General features: G+C 58.7%; 17 protein-coding genes. 4 read left to right on the top strand and 13 right to left on the bottom strand.

Annotated features, from left to right (window positions below):
- Positions 1 to 18: 18 nt before the first annotated feature.
- The 4 genes from ALB80_RS08510 to ALB80_RS08495 all read right to left on the bottom strand — a co-directional run bounded on the left by ALB80_RS08510 (position 19) and on the right by ALB80_RS08495 (position 2,025).
- The gene (locus ALB80_RS08510) at positions 19 to 207 is read right to left on the bottom strand and encodes a ubiquinol-cytochrome c reductase iron-sulfur subunit N-terminal domain-containing protein (RefSeq protein ID WP_050603611.1); all 189 of its coding nucleotides are present in this window, start codon (positions 205 to 207) and stop codon (positions 19 to 21) included.
- A gap of 61 nt (positions 208 to 268) precedes the next feature.
- Entirely contained in the window at positions 269 to 880 is a 612-nt protein-coding gene (locus ALB80_RS08505) for a molecular chaperone (protein ID WP_050603610.1), read from the bottom strand.
- A gap of 3 nt (positions 881 to 883) precedes the next feature.
- Complete coding sequence (locus ALB80_RS08500) at positions 884 to 1,474, bottom strand: DUF3306 domain-containing protein (protein ID WP_050603609.1); 591 nt, start codon at positions 1,472 to 1,474, stop codon at positions 884 to 886.
- Complete coding sequence (locus ALB80_RS08495) at positions 1,471 to 2,025, bottom strand: DUF3305 domain-containing protein (protein WP_083445233.1); 555 nt, start codon at positions 2,023 to 2,025, stop codon at positions 1,471 to 1,473. Before ALB80_RS08495 ends, ALB80_RS08500 begins: the two co-directional genes overlap by 4 nt.
- Before the next feature lie 258 nt (positions 2,026 to 2,283).
- On the opposite strand from ALB80_RS08495, the gene ALB80_RS08490 reads away from it, so the two are divergent.
- The gene (locus ALB80_RS08490) at positions 2,284 to 4,236 is read left to right on the top strand and encodes a 4Fe-4S binding protein (protein ID WP_050603608.1); all 1,953 of its coding nucleotides are present in this window, start codon (positions 2,284 to 2,286) and stop codon (positions 4,234 to 4,236) included.
- On the opposite strand, the gene ALB80_RS08485 is transcribed toward ALB80_RS08490, so the two are convergent.
- Positions 4,230 to 4,958, bottom strand: a complete 729-nt coding sequence (locus tag ALB80_RS08485) for a cytochrome c (RefSeq protein WP_050603607.1) — start codon at positions 4,956 to 4,958, stop codon at positions 4,230 to 4,232. The two genes, ALB80_RS08490 and ALB80_RS08485, sit on opposite strands and share 7 nt — an antisense overlap.
- A 123-nt stretch (positions 4,959 to 5,081) precedes the next feature.
- On the opposite strand from ALB80_RS08485, the gene ALB80_RS08480 reads away from it, so the two are divergent.
- Genes ALB80_RS08480 through ALB80_RS08470 form a run of 3 tightly spaced genes read left to right on the top strand, consistent with a single transcriptional unit; the run spans position 5,082 to position 7,314 of the window.
- On the top strand, positions 5,082 to 6,143 hold the full coding sequence (locus ALB80_RS08480) for an Mrp/NBP35 family ATP-binding protein (RefSeq protein ID WP_050603606.1): 1,062 nt from the start codon (positions 5,082 to 5,084) through the stop codon (positions 6,141 to 6,143).
- Entirely contained in the window at positions 6,140 to 6,838 is a 699-nt protein-coding gene (locus ALB80_RS08475) for a biotin/lipoate--protein ligase family protein (RefSeq protein WP_050603605.1), read from the top strand. Before ALB80_RS08480 ends, ALB80_RS08475 begins: the two co-directional genes overlap by 4 nt.
- Positions 6,835 to 7,314 carry a DUF6505 family protein gene (locus tag ALB80_RS08470; protein WP_050603604.1) on the top strand — a complete coding sequence of 160 codons (480 nt, stop codon included), beginning with the start codon at positions 6,835 to 6,837 and terminating at the stop codon, positions 7,312 to 7,314. The genes ALB80_RS08475 and ALB80_RS08470 overlap by 4 nt, the downstream gene beginning before the upstream one ends.
- Here ALB80_RS08470 and ALB80_RS08465 read toward each other — a convergent pair.
- From ALB80_RS08465 to acs, 8 genes are all read right to left on the bottom strand, one after another.
- Positions 7,311 to 7,811 carry a flavin reductase family protein gene (locus tag ALB80_RS08465; protein ID WP_050603603.1) on the bottom strand — a complete coding sequence of 167 codons (501 nt, stop codon included), beginning with the start codon at positions 7,809 to 7,811 and terminating at the stop codon, positions 7,311 to 7,313. The genes ALB80_RS08470 and ALB80_RS08465 overlap by 4 nt on opposite strands.
- 88 nt (positions 7,812 to 7,899) lie before the next feature.
- Complete coding sequence (locus ALB80_RS08460; RefSeq protein ID WP_050603602.1) at positions 7,900 to 9,312, bottom strand: exonuclease domain-containing protein; 1,413 nt, start codon at positions 9,310 to 9,312, stop codon at positions 7,900 to 7,902.
- A 2-nt stretch (positions 9,313 to 9,314) separates the two neighbouring features.
- A complete protein-coding gene (locus tag ALB80_RS08455) occupies positions 9,315 to 9,833 on the bottom strand; it encodes a hypothetical protein (RefSeq protein WP_050603601.1) in 519 nt (172 codons plus the stop codon).
- A 25-nt stretch (positions 9,834 to 9,858) separates the two neighbouring features.
- Positions 9,859 to 11,682: a putative nucleotidyltransferase substrate binding domain-containing protein gene (locus ALB80_RS08450; protein WP_050603600.1), complete on the bottom strand. Its 1,824-nt coding sequence runs from the start codon at positions 11,680 to 11,682 to the stop codon at positions 9,859 to 9,861.
- A 108-nt stretch (positions 11,683 to 11,790) separates the two neighbouring features.
- A complete protein-coding gene (locus tag ALB80_RS08445; RefSeq protein ID WP_050603599.1) occupies positions 11,791 to 13,575 on the bottom strand; it encodes a sodium:solute symporter family protein in 1,785 nt (594 codons plus the stop codon).
- Between the two features lie 15 nt (positions 13,576 to 13,590).
- Positions 13,591 to 13,875 (bottom strand): DUF4212 domain-containing protein, encoded by a 285-nt coding sequence (locus tag ALB80_RS08440; RefSeq protein WP_050603598.1) that lies wholly within the window; start codon positions 13,873 to 13,875, stop codon positions 13,591 to 13,593.
- 179 nt (positions 13,876 to 14,054) lie between these two features.
- Complete coding sequence (locus ALB80_RS08435) at positions 14,055 to 14,738, bottom strand: adenylate kinase (protein ID WP_050603597.1); 684 nt, start codon at positions 14,736 to 14,738, stop codon at positions 14,055 to 14,057.
- A 7-nt stretch (positions 14,739 to 14,745) separates the two neighbouring features.
- Positions 14,746 to 16,710 (bottom strand): acetate--CoA ligase, encoded by a 1,965-nt coding sequence (gene acs / locus ALB80_RS08430; RefSeq protein ID WP_050603596.1) that lies wholly within the window; start codon positions 16,708 to 16,710, stop codon positions 14,746 to 14,748.
- Between the last annotated feature and the right edge of the window lie 327 nt (positions 16,711 to 17,037).

Here is a 17,037-nt window from a genome sequence, read left to right as displayed (position 1 = left end):
ATGTGAAGGCGCCCGATCCTAGAACCGGGTGCTTTCGATGTAGGCGCGTGTATGCGCGGTGTCCTGAATGCGGGTTTCGTCGGTCGGCAGCTCGGCTGCCTCGGCTTCCCCGGTCAGGCTTGCGGCGGCAACAGCAGCAGGCGCTGCGGTTCCGGCCAGTTTCAGGAAGTCACGGCGCGAGGCGCCTTGTTCCTTGGTCTTGCTCATGGGAACCTCCTTTCCCAATTGCAGTGTAACGCCCGTTTGGGCGCTGGCGAATGACAGCGCATCACGCTGTCGTCATTCGGAAGGCTTCCCTCTCGATCTCCATGAACACGCGCCCGGCTGTGCCGACGGATGCATAAAGAACCGAGGTTTCGGCAGCTTCCAAATCAGAGTAAAAATGCGCGGCCCAGGGGCCGATATGCTTGTTCCAGAACGCCTTTTGGTCCTCGAGCGATGCAGTGGCGCCAAAACGTCCGACGATCATGCCCGCCATCATTTCCATCAGAGAGGCGATGTTGTCTTCGGGCTCGAACACATTCTGCGCACGGGTGATCCCCCGGACGGCCATGTCATTGCGCAATTGCGCCAGAGGTTTTTCGTTCAGGAACCCCGTCAGATAAAAACTGGCATAAGGCAGCAACTCGCCACGACCCAGCCCAATGAACAGTGCGTTGAACTCACGCTCGGCGGCGGCGGGCTTGGTGACCTTGGCCACACGCGCCATTGCCTGAATGGCCTGACCCAGATCGGTGTCGTCTCCGCTCAGCCCCGCCATCTGTCCCAGAAGCAACTGATCGGGTGGGCCAGCCAGAAGCAAACCCAGAAAATTATAGAAATCCGCGCGCAGCCGATCCTCGGCCGAGATGTCCATATTTTGCGCGTTGCTTGCGGTCATCTGTTATCCTTCAAATTCAAATTTCATGCGGCGTGGCGCCGGGGTCATTTCCATCTCGTCTTCGACCTCGATTTCTGCCTCTGCCAGAGGCACCTCTGAGGCAGGGGGTGAGTCAATCTGAGGCGCTGGCTCCGTCTCCAGTTCAAGCGAGGGCTCAACTTCGAAGTCGCTCTCATCCTCTTGGGGGGCCTCCGCCGCTGCCAACGCTTCGACATGGGCCAGCATGCCCTTGCCAACCTGATACGCCGTCTGGAGGTTCTCGATCACACAGGCTGCGTCGGTATAGTCTTCGCCGTAGTCAACCAGCCCATCCACGTTGGCCAGAACCGGGTTCAGGCGCCACAACTGCCGCAACGCACGTCGACGCAGGCGATCAGGTAGGGCCTTTGCCATAAAGCCCGACACATCATCGCCTGGTTGCAGCGTATCCGGGTCGGGCAGATCGAACTCGGCCAGTATCTCGGCATCACTCTTCTCTTGCAATTCGGCCTGCCGCGCCGCGACAGCTTGTTCTTCGACCGCAATCACCTCGGCTTCGGCTTCAGCTTGAACAGCGGCCTTTCGGCGGGACCAGAAATCGCGGGACTGGGTCATTGCAGCACCTTTCTGGGCGCGCGGTAGACATCCGAGTCCTGACGGATACGAGCGTCGCCCTTGCCATCCTCGACCAAGTCGGTGCGTTTTTTGTCCCGGCGGCGCTTTATGAACACTTCGTGCTCATGATGCTTGAGTGTGAAGTCCCTCACCCAGGCAATCAGCCCTTCGGTCATGGGAATTTTCTCGACGATCTCTTCGCCGGTATCGGCATAGTCCTGCCCCTCAAAAGGTGAGGCAGTGACAAGTACCGCGTTCAGAGGAACATCCCCCTGCAATTCATCCCGCAACACCAGATAAAGCGATGGCTGCCCGTCCGACAGATTGACCATGTAAGCCTCGGTCTCATCTGCCCAGAGGGTCAGGGGCAAGGTGGCTGCGTGGTATTCAACCGCATCGTCTTCACGACGCAGAACCTGCCAATCGGCAGGGCCTGCACCGGGCACGGCGGCCACTGCACGCCAACTCCAACGGGCCCAACGTGTGACCCCGGGTGTCTTGCGCACGATGACGCCAACCGGCATTTCGATTTGGCTTGCGGCCTTGGCCACTGGCTCCTCCCCGTAAGGCTCTCCCGTGCCTTTCCATGAACACTATGGTACACAATCTGTCTTTGTGCCAAGCCTGCACTCTTAGACTTTGGTCGTAAGTCTTGGTCGCATCTTCGTGAGCGGGCCACAAAACACTTTGGTTTCCTGCTATTTTGCGCCCCAATGCAGCTTGGCACCCGGCGCGCTTCAGGGGGGTTGAAGTTGTCGGGCTGAGGATACAGCCTTAATTGCACGGGATGGCTTCCCACTGGAGGGGACATGGGCACCAAAATATTGTTATGCGACTGCGCCGGAACACAGGCGCTGGACCCCGAGAGGATCGAAAGCGCCTGCGGGCTGACCTGTTCCAAGGTGCACACGACCCTTTGCACAACCCAACTGCAATCCGCCGCCGACCTGATGCAAGAAGGGGAAGCCGTGATCGCCTGCCTGCAAGAGCAGGAGGTGTTCCAGTCTTTGGCTGAAGATCTGGGTATTGACACGCCCGGCTTTTTTGACCTGCGCGACCGTGCGGGTTGGTCCGAACAGGGCGCAGATGCGGCACCCAAGATGGCGGCATTGGCGGCTGAGGCGCTGTTGCCGCAACCGGTCACGCCCAGCGTCGATGTCATAAGCGAGGGAACCTGCTTCATCATCGGCCCCGGTGCGGTGGGATTTGATCTGGCTGAGAAATTGGCGGGAACCTTGGCTGTGACCATACTGACCACGGATCAGGCAGAGCCGACTTCGCGCGCGTTCGATGTGGTTCGCGGTAAGGTGAAGTCCGTGTCCGGGGCGCTGGGCGGTTTTTCCCTGCGTCTGGACGCTTTGCAACAGGTTGTGCCGGGTGGGCGTGGCGCTTTCACATGGACTGACCCTAAGGATGGTGCACATTCCGCTTGTGACATTATTCTGGACCTGACAGGGAGCACGCCCTTTGTACAAGCCCCAGCCAAGCGCGAGGGATATCTGAGGGCCGATCCAAAAGACGCGGTGGCTGTTGAACGTCTGGCGTTTGAGGCTGCGCAACTTGTTGGTACGTTCGAAAAGCCCCTGTACGTGCGTTTGGAAGAAACACTCTGCGCGCATTCGCGGGCCGAACAGGTGGGCTGCTCTAACTGCTTGGATGTTTGCCCAACCGGGGCGATTACACCAGCGGGAGAGCATGTGAGCATCGATCCGATGGTCTGCGCCGGATGTGGTGCGTGTGCTGCTCTGTGCCCGTCAACCGCGATCACCTATGAGGACCCGAGTGTATCGGCGCTGTTGTCCCGGATGCATATCCTGGCGCGCACCTATCGACGTGCAGGAGGTTCTGCGCCTCGACTGCTGATCCATGATGCGCATGGGTCCGAGATGATCCGGCTGTCAGCACGCTTTGGCCGTGGTTTACCTTCGGATGTTATCCCGTTGGAACTAAATGTTATATCGGGCTTCGGTCACGCCGAGATGCTTGCCGCCTTGGCGCACGGATTTGCTCGTGTGGATGTGCTGCTCGCGCCCACGACCGAGCGGGACGCGCTGGATCGCGAGGTTGCACTGGCACACGCTATTGCCGGGTCAGACGGGATCGGCCTGATTGATGAGGTTGATCCCGATGCCATGTCTGATCTGCTCTATGGTCAAGACGTGCCGCAGCCTCTGGCTGATCCGGTTCTGCCACTGGGGAATCGCCGACAGATCGCGCGATTGGCTGCGCAGGCTCTGAACCCGCAGGCTGAGGCACCGTTGCCGCTGCCCGAAAATGCGCCTTATGGGGCGGTGGCGGTAAACAAGGACAGTTGCACCTTGTGTCTCAGCTGTGTGTCGCTGTGCCCGTCTGGTGCACTGATCGACAACCCGGACAAGCCGCAACTCAACTTTCAGCAGGATGCCTGTCTGCAATGCGGGATGTGCAAGACGATCTGCCCGGAAGACGCGATCACTCTAGTCCCACAGCTTGATTTGAGTGATGCGGCCCTGTCGCAGCAAGTGCTCAATGAAGAGGAGCCCTTTGCTTGCGTTGAATGTGGTGCATTGTTTGGGGTGAAATCTACTGTGGAACGGATCATGGAGAAGCTTTCGGGCACGCACCCGATGTTTGCCACGTCGGATCAGGCACGAATGATCCAGATGTGTGACAATTGTAGGGTGAATACGCAGTTCCAACAGCAGGACAATCCGTTCCAGTCAAACCCCAAGCCTCGGGTCGTTACCACCGAAGACTATTATTCGGACAGAAAGGATCATTGAAACTGCAGCGGGGCACCAAGATCTGCCGCGTCGATGCGCGACACAAAGGCGAGGATCGCGTCAAGATCGTCCAGCGTGATCTCGACCGGGTGAATGGGAGACGGGCGTTCGGGGTCAAAAGGCGGTGTCAGCCCGTCTATTTGCGTAAACGCGGGGTGGGGGTTCAAGGCAAAGAACGCCTCGAACCGTTCAGACCAGTCGGGCATTGCGCGCAGCACTGGGAAAGAAGGCGTCGACCCCAGCCCGTTCATTCGGTTCTTCGGCCCGATCACATGGCATCGCCCGCAATGGGTCATCGACAGTTCCTCGCCAAGCACGGTATCGCCGTCGACGGTTTCGTCCGACTGAGTGACCGTCAGATCAAAGCTGGCGGTAAAGGGCGTGCCCTGCGCGGGCGCAAAACTCTCAACGGTGCGTTTGCCGATCTCCGAACGCAGCCAGTCGCGAAACCGAGCCTGCCGCTTATTGTCTTCGATGGTGAGGTGATAGATTACATCATTGCGGGCAAAAACCGGATCGCCGGGCGGGGCGGGCTTCAGGACCATAACGCCTGTGTCATCCGCAATAACGCGAATCCCGGTCTTGAGAGAAAAGCGAGGAAGAATATGTTGCAACAGACCAGAGTCATTCACCTCGGCCGGGGCCGCAAGCCCAATAGCCTCTTGTGACCAAGAGGGGGTGGCAGAGAGCGTCAGGCTCAGGCACAAGAGGACAAAGCGCATGGCTCAGCCTAACGGGGCGGGGCGCGGTGCGTCAAATAAACTGAAAGAGACGGAGACACATGCAATGAGTGGCGAGTCGACACGCACGCCCCTGTCAGCAGGGCGCATCAAAGGGAACGAGGCATGAGTGTTCGTGATGCGGTTCTGGCGAACCTGAAAAAGATCACCGATCCGGTGTCCGGGCAAGATATTGTCAGCGCGGGCGTTGTGCGGGCACTGAACGTGGAAGGCGACACCGTGCGTTTTGTGCTGGAGATCGACCCAAAGCACGCCGAACAGATGGAGCCTGTACGGGCAACGGCCGAGAAGGCCGCGCAGATGGTTGACGGTGTGGCCAATGTCTCGGCCATGATGACTGCGCATTCCGAAAAGGCCCCGCCAGATTTGAAGCCGAAGCCCAAGCCATCGCAAACCGGGCCGCAGGCCGTTCCAGGTGTCGATCGGATCATAGCGGTCGCATCCGGTAAAGGTGGCGTCGGCAAATCCACCGTGTCCGCGAACCTTGCTTGCGCCTTGGCCGCCGAAGGTCGCCGTGTGGGTTTGCTGGACGCTGATGTTTACGGCCCGTCGCAGCCCCGGATGCTGGGTGTTTCCGGTCGTCCGGCCAGCCCGGACGGCAAGACCATCCTGCCGTTGCGCAATCACGGCGTGACCATGATGTCCATGGGGCTGATGACCAACGAAGGTCAGGCCGTTGTCTGGCGCGGACCCATGCTGATGGGCGCGCTGCAACAGATGATGGGTCAGGTTCAGTGGGGCGCTTTGGACGTGCTGATCGTCGACCTTCCACCCGGCACCGGCGATGTGCAATTGACGCTGAGTCAGAAATTCCAGGTGGACGGTGCTATCGTCGTCTCAACCCCGCAGGATGTAGCCCTGATCGACGCCCGCAAGGGGATCGACATGTTCAACCAGCTCAAGACTCCGATCGTGGGTATGATTGAAAACATGTCGACCCACATCTGCTCGAACTGCGGGCACGAAGAGCATGTGTTTGGCCATGGCGGTGTCGCCTCCGAGGCTGAGACGCTGGGTGTACCGTTGCTGGGTGAGATTCCGCTGCATCTGGATATTCGTGTCGCTGCCGACGGGGGGGCACCCATCGTGGTCAGCAAACCCGACAGCCCACAGGCCGAGTCGTTCCGCAAAATCGCACGCGACCTGATCTCGAACGGCTTCGCATGAGCCAGCCGGTCTTTCCCCCTTTGCTGACGGGCCACTCTGTTCAGGGTGGGGAAGACCCGTTCGACCGCGCGCAGGCTATGGCGGCACTGGGTTGTGACGCGGGAACGGTCGTCTACAACATTCAGGCCGACCGCCTGCGCGTTGCCATCGTCTTTGCGCCCGAGGTGCCGTTGCGGGACGCCATGGCGATGCTGCCCCTTTGCGCTGTGGGGTTTCAGAATGCGCTGGGCGCTCTGGCTCCGCCCGAGGTTGCCGTGCATCTCGGCTGGGACGGATTGATCTGCGTGAACGGCGCAAAATGTGGGAAGTTTCGGGTCGCCGCCTCGGACACCTCAGCCGAAGACGAGCCGGATTGGCTGATTGTTGGTTGGGAACTGGCGCTGTTGCAAACCAGCGAAGCGCCGGGTGCGAACCCGGACGTTACCGCGCTCTATGACGAAGGGTGCGCAGAGGTTTCCGCGACGCAACTGGTCGAAAGCTGGTCTCGTCACATGTTGACCTGGCTCAATCGATGGCAAGAGGAAGGCAACGCGCCGTTGCATACCGACTGGATGGCGCTTTTGCGCGGTGTTGGTGATCCGCTAACGGACGGCGGTGTGTTCCTTGGAACGGATGAGCGGTTCGGGATGCTGATCCGCGACGGTGCAGACACGCGCTTGCGCCCCCTGACCGAAGTGTTGGAGAACGGACGATGAAACTGGCCCGCGCAATCCATTTCGACGAAAGCGATATGAACGTGTTTCATTCCCCGGCCCGTACCGGAGAATGGTGTGTGTCCGGCGGGTTCGAGTTTTCGAACTGGAGCGATGCCGATCTTGAGGGTAAGGCGCGGCAGGCATTTGCAAATGGCTGGTTGGGTCTGGAGACCTTTGGCCGCGTCACATTTGTCGCCGTGACACAGATCGAGCCTGCAGAGAAGGATCAGATAACGCGCAATCTGGCCGAACATTTTGTACAATTCTACGGCGCGCCATCGGTCGAGGCCGCAATGGGCGTCGCACAATCCGAAATCGATCACATGTCTGACCTGTGCGAAGACCATGCCGCCAACACTTTGCTCACCGTAGCCCGTGAGTTGAGCGAGGCAGGTGTGCACGAAAGCTATCGAGTCATCACGCCGCAGGACGCCCAGCTTGAGGCGCTTGCCGTGCATGGGTCGCTGGACGATTAGATCAGGTCGACAAACCCGCCGAACTGACCGCGCTTGAAGATCAAACCCTTGCCGGTGCGGTACATTACCTGATCCACCTGACCGACAATAATCAGATGATCCCCGGCGTCGTGCCGCGCATGCAGGCGGCAATCAAACCGCGCCAGACATTGGGTCAATTGCGGGCGACCGGTCTTATCCTCAGTCCAATCTGCATGTGAGAAATCTGCACCGTCACGCGCAAACCGCAGCGCCTGATCCTGTTGATCCTGTGCCATCACATGAATCGAATAATGTTCACAGCTGCTGAAGGCATCGAAACGGTACGATTCCTTGGCCAGACACCACAACACCAGCGGCGGGTCCAATGAGACCGAGGCAAAGGAATTCACAGTGATCGCGCGCGGTCCACCTTCGGTTTGTGTGGTGATCACGGTGACGCCAGTGCCAAAGCACCCCAGCGCCTCGCGAAAGGCGGGGCTTTGATCCGGCGTAGGGGTAAAGGTCTTTTCGGTCATTGCGCGCGTCTTCCTTGGCCGCGCATCTGGTGCCACGCGCGGCCCGGATTGTCCACGAAAAGCTGACTGTTGCCTGCAATTTAAACCGTCAGTTCAGGTCTTCCAGCAAACGTCCGTGTTTTCGGGTTTCCATTATGACCTCACCAAATGTGGTAAAGCCACGCGCCTGCAGGATCGGCAGCATTTTGACCAACGCTTCAGCCGTGGCAACAGCATCGCCAAGTGCAGTGTGGCGCAGCGCCTCGGGGATGGTGATGTCCAACCTTTCGCAAAGGGCGTCCAGCGTATGCGTGTCGCTGGCCCCGAACAGGACGGCAGACAGAAGAACCGTGTCCAGGATCGGATGGTCCCATTCGACCTCCATCCTCGGCCCGTGACGGCGCAGGAACGCCATGTCGAAGGGCGCGTTATGCGCCACCATCACCGCATCGCGTGCAAATTGGTGAAACACGCGCCCGGCCTGGGTGATATCCGGCGCGCCCTGAACCATATGGTCGCTGACCTTGTGCACCCTGGTTGAGGCTGGGGGAATTGGAATGCCCGGATCCACCAGCATGTCCAGATGTTCGCCCTGTACGATCCTGCCGTTGAGGACGCGCACCGCGCCGATCTGAACGATTTCATCCTTGTGCGGCAGCAGCCCGGTTGTTTCGGTATCGAAGACCACGAAACACAGATCAGACAGGGTGCGGTTCTCGAACGCGTCATCGCCCGGCGTGTCGAGCAACTCAAAATCGTAAACCAGCGGGCGTGCCTCATCAGGGGAAATCTGCGCAGCGCTGTCATCAAAGACCAGCATGTATCCTGGCGCCCCCCCCAGCGGTTTCATTCGGGCGGAATAGGTCTGCTTGCCGTCGATACTGGACAGGGTGCAATAGACGTCCTTGCCGGTTTTACTCAGTTTTGCGTAGGCGTCGGTCAGGCCGGTTGCCTCTATATACTCAAAAAGCGAGGCATTCAGGCGGGGGTGCGCGATCTGGGCCAAAACCTCGGCTGCTTGCCCGTCGTACAGCACGATCTGATGCTTGGGGCTGGCCAGCAGCATGGCGACCGGGATTTCCGTCAACAGCGCGGTGAGACGCTGTTTTTCGGCCGCGAGATGAGCGGTTTCCGTAGCTACGGCCTCGGCAGTTCGCATCGCGTTTGAAGCCACTTGTTCCGCCAGCCCAGCCGCGGCCGGGGCGAGATCCCCCAGATAGCGCGCGGCTTGCATGTCCAGATCCGTGCTGACCCCGGCATGCGCACGCGCGCGCAATTGGGCCGAGAGGCGCTCGATCGGTTTTGCAACATTGTCGTCAAACAGAAGCCAGACACCCGCGATCAGGGCTAGCAAGCCAAACCCGATCAGGATTTCGGCAAAAATGAAAGCGTCCAGAAGTTCGGGGTTCTCCGCGCGGGCATAGGTGATCCAAAGGGCGATTGCGCTGATCGCAACTCCCCCCAATGCCAGCAGGCAGAAGAACAGAAAAATCCTGAGTCTCAGACTTAATCCAGTGAGCATGATCAGACCCCGCAGGTGGTCTCGATGATGGAGTCTTTGCCCTCAGCGCGGTACCAGCTTGCGTTGATCAGGCGACCGTCGTCGGCAAATTCGGCTCCGTCTACAAGGTTGGCGCGACTGTTTTCCGCACAGTTGACGGCCACCGGCAAATGCGTGACAGGTGCCCAACGCCCAAACAGATACAGATCGACCAGCCGTTGATCGGGAACCTGATCATTGGTTCTGACCGATTGTGTGTCGATGGCCGAGAAACGGTCGACAAAGGGCACAGCATATGTCCAGGGTCGGTAGTAGGACTTGTTTTTAACTTCTTGAACAATTTCCATACTTTCCGGAAGAGTACCTACTGTGCGGTCATACCAAGAGTACTCGCTGGCGATGGTCATGCCGATCATGCCCAGACCTGCCGCAACCGGAGTGGTCCATTTTGGCAGGCGCCCACCGGTCAGCTTGTTCAGCACAAGCACGACGCCCGCAAACGCAAAGCCCGCAAAGATAGTGCCGATCAATTCCAGAAACATGTGGTCTCTCCGTTCTTGGGGGCATTTAGCCCAGCATACCCTTGCCGTGGCCAACCGCCGACTGCATCGTTTTTACCACAACAAACGCATCGCGCAGATGACTTCGCTCAAAGTCCGAGAGTTCGGACGGCGGCAGGTAGTTGTCTGGTTTTTCGCCGGATTTGACCAGCCGAACCTGATGTTCCAGCCGGGTTTCGGCGATCAGGTCGTAAGCGTCCAGCAGATCCCGGGCGCCGGACGGGCTGAGGACACCGCTGGCCTCGGCTGCTTTCAGGCGGGCGCGGGTGTTGGCCTCGGTCAATTCGCCCTGCAATGCGTAGATGCGCGCCAGATCGACAACAGGCACAACACCGTTGTGTTTCAGGTCCAGCGTGTTGCGATGTTCACCCGAGCGGATCGTGGCGAACCCGCGCAGCAGCCCCAGCGGGGGCGTGTGTTTCAACGAGTTGGAAATCATGTGCGCCACGAAGATCGAATTTGCTCTAGCCGCCGCCAGAGTGTCGGCTTGCAGGTCGGCAAACAACTCAAACGCGCCACCGATGGGGCGCAAGTCGAACATGACAGAAGCCAGCATCTGCGCCTCGGGGTTTGGCTTGGCGATCCAGCCCTTGAAATAGTCGCGCCAGACGCGCACCGGCTGACACCAGCGCGGATTGGTCGCCATCATGTCGCCGGGGCAGTAGAAATATCCGCAAATGTCGAGCCCATCCGAGACGAATTTGGCCAACTTGGTGAAATAGGCCGTGTCTGCGTCAGTCACGCTGTCATCCAGCATCAGGCAATTGTCCTGATCCGATACGCCCGTTTGTTCCTGCCGCCCTTGCGAGCCGCACGCCAACCACAGATACGGAACCGGGGGCGAGCCCAGTTCAGCTTCAGCCAGGGCAAGAAGGCGGCGTGTGACCGTATCCGCGATATCGGTGATCAGACGGGTAACAATTTCATGCCGGTTTCCGCCTGCAACCAGCTGCACAAGAAGCTGCGGGATCTCTTCGGTGACGCGCGCCATCTCTTCGGCTGTGTTGGCAAGCGCAATACGACGCACCAGCTCGGCCGAGTTCACGGCCTGATAATGGGTCAGATCGGTCTGGGTGACGATCCCGACCAAACGACCGCCTTCGGAGATTGGGATATGGCCTATGCCACGCTCCATCATGATATGCAGCACATCCGACCCGATGTCGCTGGGTGACAGGGTCACAGGATTTGCGGTCATGATCTCAGAGATCGGCGTGGTGGCGGGCAAGCCGTCTGCAACGTATTTGCCCGAGATATCCCGCAGGGTCGCAATGCCCTGCAAGCGATCTTCGTCGGTGATGCAGAGCGACGAGATATGTTTGTCACGCATGATCCTTGCGGCGTCCTGAACCGACGTGTCAGCGGGGCAGGTGGCCGGATTATGCGCCATCAGTACGTCGATCGAGCTGGTAGCCAGGCTTTGCGGGCCGCTGCGGTCGCCACGTGTGCGGTCAAAGAACTTTGCCACCACATCGTGGTCATCGATCAAACTCCGCACCAGATCCGGCGGCAGAACCATCAGGACCGAAGGTGTGTGCGCACGGGCCTTTGTGGCGGCCTTGCCGTCTTTCAGCAGGCCCCTCTCGCCAAAGGAATTGCGCAGACCCAGATGAGAGACGATGGCACCGTTCTCATCAGTAATCTCAACCTGTCCTTCATAGATTACGAACACCCCGGGCAACTTATGGCCCAGCTCATAGACCGAGGCATCTTCCTCGACCTCCCAGACTTCGATCTGTTTGACAATCTGATCGAGGGCGTCGGAAGGCAACGCGTCATAAGGGTGAACGGATTTCAGAAACCGGGCAATTTCATCATGGGACAGGGGCATGTGTTGTCTCCGGTGTTCTGGTGAAAAAATCCCGCCCAGTGGTGTGCCGGGCGGGAACAGTGGATCGAAAGACGCGGTCGAAGGCAAGAACCAACGACCGCATCAAGCTCACTTATTCTGAGCTGCGCCCGCACCACGGGGAATGCGTACGCTTTCGACCAGATCCTTGATCTCCTGCGGGGTCTCTTTGGTCATGCCCGCGACAACGTAGGCCACACCAAAGTTGATCATCGCACCGATTGCGCCGAACGAGGTCGACTTGATCGGACCCAGCAGTGGGTCAGCATCGGTGAACGAGTTGGTGCCCGGAATGAACAGCCAGCCCTTGTGCAGGAAGATGTAGACCAGAGTGACCGTCAGACCAGCCAGCATACCAGCAACCGCACCGGTGTTGTTGATGCGGGTCGAGAAGATCCCCATCATCAGCGCCGGGAAGATCGAGGCTGCCGCCAGACCAAAGGCAAGTGCCACGGTTTGCGCCGCAAAGCCCGGTGGGTTCAGACCCAGGTAGGTTGCAACAACGATGGCAACGGCCATTGCGATACGAGCGGCCAGCAGTTCACCCTTTTCAGAGATTTGCGGGTTGATCGCACCTTTAACAAGGTCGTGGGACACTGCCGACGAGATCGCCAGCAACAGGCCCGCAGCGGTTGACAGAGCAGCCGCAAGACCACCAGCAGCGACCAGACCGATCACCCAACCCGGAAGGTTGGCAATCTCGGGGTTGGCCAGAACCAGGATGTCACGGTTGAATTTGGTCAACTCGTTACCGACCCAGCCTTTTTCTTCCGCGATAGCAGTCATGGCTTCGGACTTATCGTTGTAGTACTGGATCTTGCCGTCGCCGTTCTTGTCTTCCCAGTCCAGCAGGCCGGTTTTCTGCCACGTGGCCATCCAGTCGTAACGCGGATCGTTGTCGATCTCTTCGACCGAAACAGCGCCACCTTCGATGCCACCGTTGGGCCACATCATGTCACTGATGTTCAGGCGCGCCATGGCACCAACCGCAGGAGCGGTCAGATACAGCAGCGCGATGAAGACCAGTGCCCAACCAGCCGACCAACGTGCGTCAGATACTTTGGGAACGGTGAAGAAGCGCATGATCACGTGGGGCAGGCCCGCAGTACCGATCATCAGCGACAGGGTGAACAGCACCATGTTCAGCGTGTTCGAGTGGTGGGCTGTGTATTCGTTGAAGCCCAGCTCGGTCACGATCGCGTCCAGCTTGGTCAGCAGGGGCTCACCGCTGGCGGTGTCACCAAACAGACCCAGCGCCGGAACGGGAGTGCCGGTCAGCTGCAGCGAGATGAAGATCGCCGGGATGGTATAGGCGGTGATCAGCACGCAGTACTGAGCGACCTGAGTATAGGTCACGCCCTTCATTCCGCCAAACACCGCGTAGGCAAACACGACGCCCGCACCGATCAGCAGACCGGATGTGTTCGAAACCTCGAGGAAGCGGCCAAAGGCCACGCCCACACCGGTCATCTGACCGATCACGTAGGTTACCGAGGCAACAATCAGACAGATCACCGCAACGATACGTGCGGTCTGGCTGTAGAAGCGGTCACCGATGAATTCCGACACGGTGTATTTACCGAACTTGCGCAGGTAGGGCGCAAGCAGCAGCGCCAGCAGCACGTAGCCACCGGTCCAACCCATCAGGAAGGTCGAGTTGTCATAGCCAGTAAAGGCGATGAGGCCCGCCATCGAGATGAACGAGGCCGCAGACATCCAGTCCGCCGCTGTTGCCATGCCGTTGGTGACCGGGTGAATGCCGCGACCGGCGGCGTAGAATTCAGATGTGGAACCCGCTCGGGCCCAGATCGCGATGCCGATGTATAACGCGAAAGACGCGCCAACAAACAGCAGGTTGATGGTAAACTGATCCATAATCCCCGCTCTCCCTTATTCTTCGTCTACGCCGAATTCGGCGTCCAGCTTGTTCATGCGCCAGGCGTAGTTGAAGATCAGCACCAAAAAGACCAGGATCGATCCCTGTTGTGCGAACCAAAAGCCCAGATCGGTTCCGCCGACGGCGATACCCGACAGCAACGGACGCAGCAGAATGCCGAATCCAAACGACACCAGCGCCCAGATGACGAGGCTGATGTAGATAAGGCGCAGGTTGGCCTGCCAATAGCCCTTATCGGACTCGGCAGTCTGCGCGGAGTTTGTTGAATGATCCGCCATTGCGGGTTCCTCCTTCGCTTCCTCGTTGGGCGGCCCGTGCCCAATTCCTCCAGTGACGCGGACCGCTTCTCGAATGTACCAAACGCCCCGTGACGCCCGGCAATACTTCGCTGTTCCGCCACGGCGGTTCATTGAAGAATTCTTTTTTGGATCAAAGCCTTACGGCTTATATCCTCCCCTTACTTCATCGCGCGACCGACGATTTCCTCCAGATCGCGCGCGATGTCTTCAATCTTGCCCATGGCGTTGGTGCGCTGCAGCACGCCATGGCCTTCGTAATAGGTGATCAGCGGCGCGGTCTGCGCGTGATAGGCCGCCAGCCGCGATGCTACGGTTTCGGCATTGTCATCCGCGCGGCGCTTGAATTCGGTGTGGCCACACTTGTCGCATTTGCCATCTTCGGCGGGCTTTTTGAACGTATCGTGATACCCTTCACCACACCCGGCGCAGGTGTAGCGGCCCGAGATGCGGACAACCATTTCGGCGTCTTCAACTTCAAGGCTAATCGCGGCGTTGATCTTCTGATTGTTCGACTCCAGAAGATCGTCCAGCGCCTCGGCCTGGACCGTTGTGCGGGGAAAGCCATCAAGAATGACACCTTTGGCACAGTCAGGCTGAGCCATGCGGTCACGCAGAATGGCGATGACGATGTCGTCACTAACCAGGTCGCCCGCTTCCATGACGGCTTTGGCGGCAAGACCTGCTTCTGTCCCTGCCGCGACAGCCTCGCGCAGCAGGTCGCCGGTGCTCAGCTGAATCAGCCCGAACTTCTCTTCCAGCATACGGGCCTGTGTACCCTTCCCGGCGCCCGGAGGGCCGAGAAGGATGAGAACGGCGGGTGTGGTGATTGTGGCAGCGTCCATCACATCCTCACTTGCTCGCACGGTTCTTGATCAGATCTTCGACAACCGACGGATCTGCCAGTGTCGAAGTGTCACCCAAGCTGCCAAAGTCATTCTCGGCAATCTTGCGCAGGATCCGGCGCATGATCTTGCCCGAGCGTGTCTTGGGCAGGCCAGGGGCCCACTGGATTACATCCGGCGAGGCAATCGGGCCGATTTCTGTCCGGACCCATGTGCGCAGCTCTTTCAGCAGCTCGTCCGAAGGCTCACGATCATTCATCAAAGTGACATAGCAGTAGATGCCTTGCCCTTTGATCTCATGAGGATAGCCCACAACGGCGGCCTCAGCGACAGCGGCATGAGCCACCAGAGCGCTTTCCACCTCGGCCGTACCCATACGGTGGCCGGACACATTGATCACGTCATCGACGCGACCCGTAATCCAATAATCGCCACCTTCATCGCGACGGCAGCCGTCACCTGTGAAGTAGTAGCCTTTGTAATCCGAGAAATAGGTTTTCTCGAACCGCTCATGATCACCCCAAACGGTGCGCATCTGACCGGGCCAACTGTCCTTGATGCAAAGAACGCCTTCGACGCCGTTGCCTTCGATTTCTACACCGGACTGCGGGTCCAGAACCACTGGTTCAATGCCGAAGAATGGCTTCATGGCCGATCCGGGTTTCATCGCATGGGCACCAGGCAGGGGCGTCATCAGGTGACCGCCGGTTTCCGTCTGCCACCAGGTATCAACAATAGGACAGCGTCCGCCACCGACAACTTCGTTGTACCAGTTCCAGGCCTCGGGGTTGATCGGCTCACCCACGGTGCCCAGCACCTTGAGATCGCTCAGATCGCATTTCTCAACCCACTCGTTGCCTTGCCCCATCAGGGCGCGCAAAGCGGTTGGGGCGGTATAGAATTGGTTCACCTTGTGCTTTTCGCACACCTGCCAGAAACGGCTTGCATCGGGGTAGGTCGGTACGCCCTCGAACATCAGGGTCGTCGCGCCATTGGCCAGAGGGCCATAGACAATATAGCTGTGGCCCGTGACCCAGCCCACATCCGCCGTGCACCAATACACGTCGCCTTCGTGATAATCGAAAACGATCTCATGCGTCAGTGCGGCATAGACCAGATAACCGCCAGTGGTATGTACAACGCCTTTCGGCTGACCAGTCGAGCCAGAGGTATAAAGAATGAACAGGGGATCTTCCGCGTTCATCTCGGCGGGCGCGCAGTAGTCATCCGCCTCAAGCGCCATTTCATTATAGTCGTAATCGCGACCGTCGATCCATGTGGTCTGACCACCGGTGCGCTTGACGACCAGGCATTTCACCGAGTCTTTGCAGTGAAGCAGGGCGGCATCGGCGTTGGATTTCAGCGGAGTTTTGCGACCGCCACGAGGCGCTTCGTCTGCCGTGATCACCACCTTGGCGTCGCAACCGTTGACACGCGCCGCCAGAGCGTCGGGCGAGAAGCCTGCGAAAACGATGGAATGAATTGCGCCGATCCGCGCGCAGGCCAGCATGGCATAGGCGGCTTCGGGGATCATTGGCAGATAGATGACAACGCGGTCGCCCTTCCGCACACCCAGCGTTTCCAGGATATTGGCCATCCGGCAAGTGCGGCGGTGCAGTTCGGCGTAAGAGATATGTTGGGCCGGGTCGTTTGGATCATCGGGTTCCCAGATGATCGCAGTTTGGTCGCCACGGGTTTTCAGGTGACGATCCAGACAGTTGGCCGAGACATTCAACGTGCCATCGGCATACCAATTGATCTTGACCGAGCCGAAGTCGTAATTGACGTCCTTTACCTTCGAGAACGGTTTGATCCAGTCGACGCGCTTGCCTTGCTCGCCCCAGAACGCGTCCGGGTCAGAGGTTGAGGCGGCATACATGTCGGCATATTTTGCAGCATCGACATGCGCACGGGCGACGGTTTCTGCGGATGGCGGATATGTCTTGGCATCTGCCTGGGCAGCGGTGGTCATCTTTGAGGCTCCTCCCTCTGGACTGGATTACGTTAGGTCGTTTTTGCCTGATTGTTTGGCAAAGTCGATCCTGTTCCTCCCCGATCAGAGTATTACCGGGTTCAGAAAATAAATAAATAAATTGCCGTAATCTTTGGGTTTGTTTGTAAATAAATTTTAATCCAGTCTCAATTTTTGTAAATTTCACGGCAAAATTTTGTAAAAAACCTTCGGAAACAAATATTTAATTGTAACGCCTGCTGGTCGTTGTTTCGCGCCGATGCAGCGGCGTCCTCTCCGGCCATATCTTCTTCTTGGTGTCAGATGGGTTCACATGCGCGATCCTGA

It is taken from the genome of Ruegeria sp. 6PALISEP08, from assembly GCF_001238295.1.
GTDB lineage: Bacteria > Pseudomonadota > Alphaproteobacteria > Rhodobacterales > Rhodobacteraceae > Ruegeria.
This window is presented reverse-complemented; position numbering and strand designations above follow the sequence as displayed.

Coding starts and splice junctions, on each gene's coding strand:
- ALB80_RS08510 (WP_050603611.1), bottom strand. CDS start 207: ATGAGCAAGACCAAGGAACAAGGCGCCTCGCGCCGTGACTTCCTGAAA.
- ALB80_RS08505 (WP_050603610.1), bottom strand. CDS start 880: ATGACCGCAAGCAACGCGCAAAATATGGACATCTCGGCCGAGGATCGG.
- ALB80_RS08500 (WP_050603609.1), bottom strand. CDS start 1,474: ATGACCCAGTCCCGCGATTTCTGGTCCCGCCGAAAGGCCGCTGTTCAA.
- ALB80_RS08490 (WP_050603608.1), top strand. CDS start 2,284: ATGGGCACCAAAATATTGTTATGCGACTGCGCCGGAACACAGGCGCTG.
- ALB80_RS08485 (WP_050603607.1), bottom strand. CDS start 4,958: ATGCGCTTTGTCCTCTTGTGCCTGAGCCTGACGCTCTCTGCCACCCCC.
- ALB80_RS08480 (WP_050603606.1), top strand. CDS start 5,082: ATGAGTGTTCGTGATGCGGTTCTGGCGAACCTGAAAAAGATCACCGAT.
- ALB80_RS08475 (WP_050603605.1), top strand. CDS start 6,140: ATGAGCCAGCCGGTCTTTCCCCCTTTGCTGACGGGCCACTCTGTTCAG.
- ALB80_RS08470 (WP_050603604.1), top strand. CDS start 6,835: ATGAAACTGGCCCGCGCAATCCATTTCGACGAAAGCGATATGAACGTG.
- ALB80_RS08465 (WP_050603603.1), bottom strand. CDS start 7,811: ATGACCGAAAAGACCTTTACCCCTACGCCGGATCAAAGCCCCGCCTTT.
- ALB80_RS08460 (WP_050603602.1), bottom strand. CDS start 9,312: ATGCTCACTGGATTAAGTCTGAGACTCAGGATTTTTCTGTTCTTCTGC.
- ALB80_RS08455 (WP_050603601.1), bottom strand. CDS start 9,833: ATGTTTCTGGAATTGATCGGCACTATCTTTGCGGGCTTTGCGTTTGCG.
- ALB80_RS08450 (WP_050603600.1), bottom strand. CDS start 11,682: ATGCCCCTGTCCCATGATGAAATTGCCCGGTTTCTGAAATCCGTTCAC.
- ALB80_RS08445 (WP_050603599.1), bottom strand. CDS start 13,575: ATGGATCAGTTTACCATCAACCTGCTGTTTGTTGGCGCGTCTTTCGCG.
- ALB80_RS08440 (WP_050603598.1), bottom strand. CDS start 13,875: ATGGCGGATCATTCAACAAACTCCGCGCAGACTGCCGAGTCCGATAAG.
- ALB80_RS08435 (WP_050603597.1), bottom strand. CDS start 14,738: ATGGACGCTGCCACAATCACCACACCCGCCGTTCTCATCCTTCTCGGC.
- acs (WP_050603596.1), bottom strand. CDS start 16,710: ATGACCACCGCTGCCCAGGCAGATGCCAAGACATATCCGCCATCCGCA.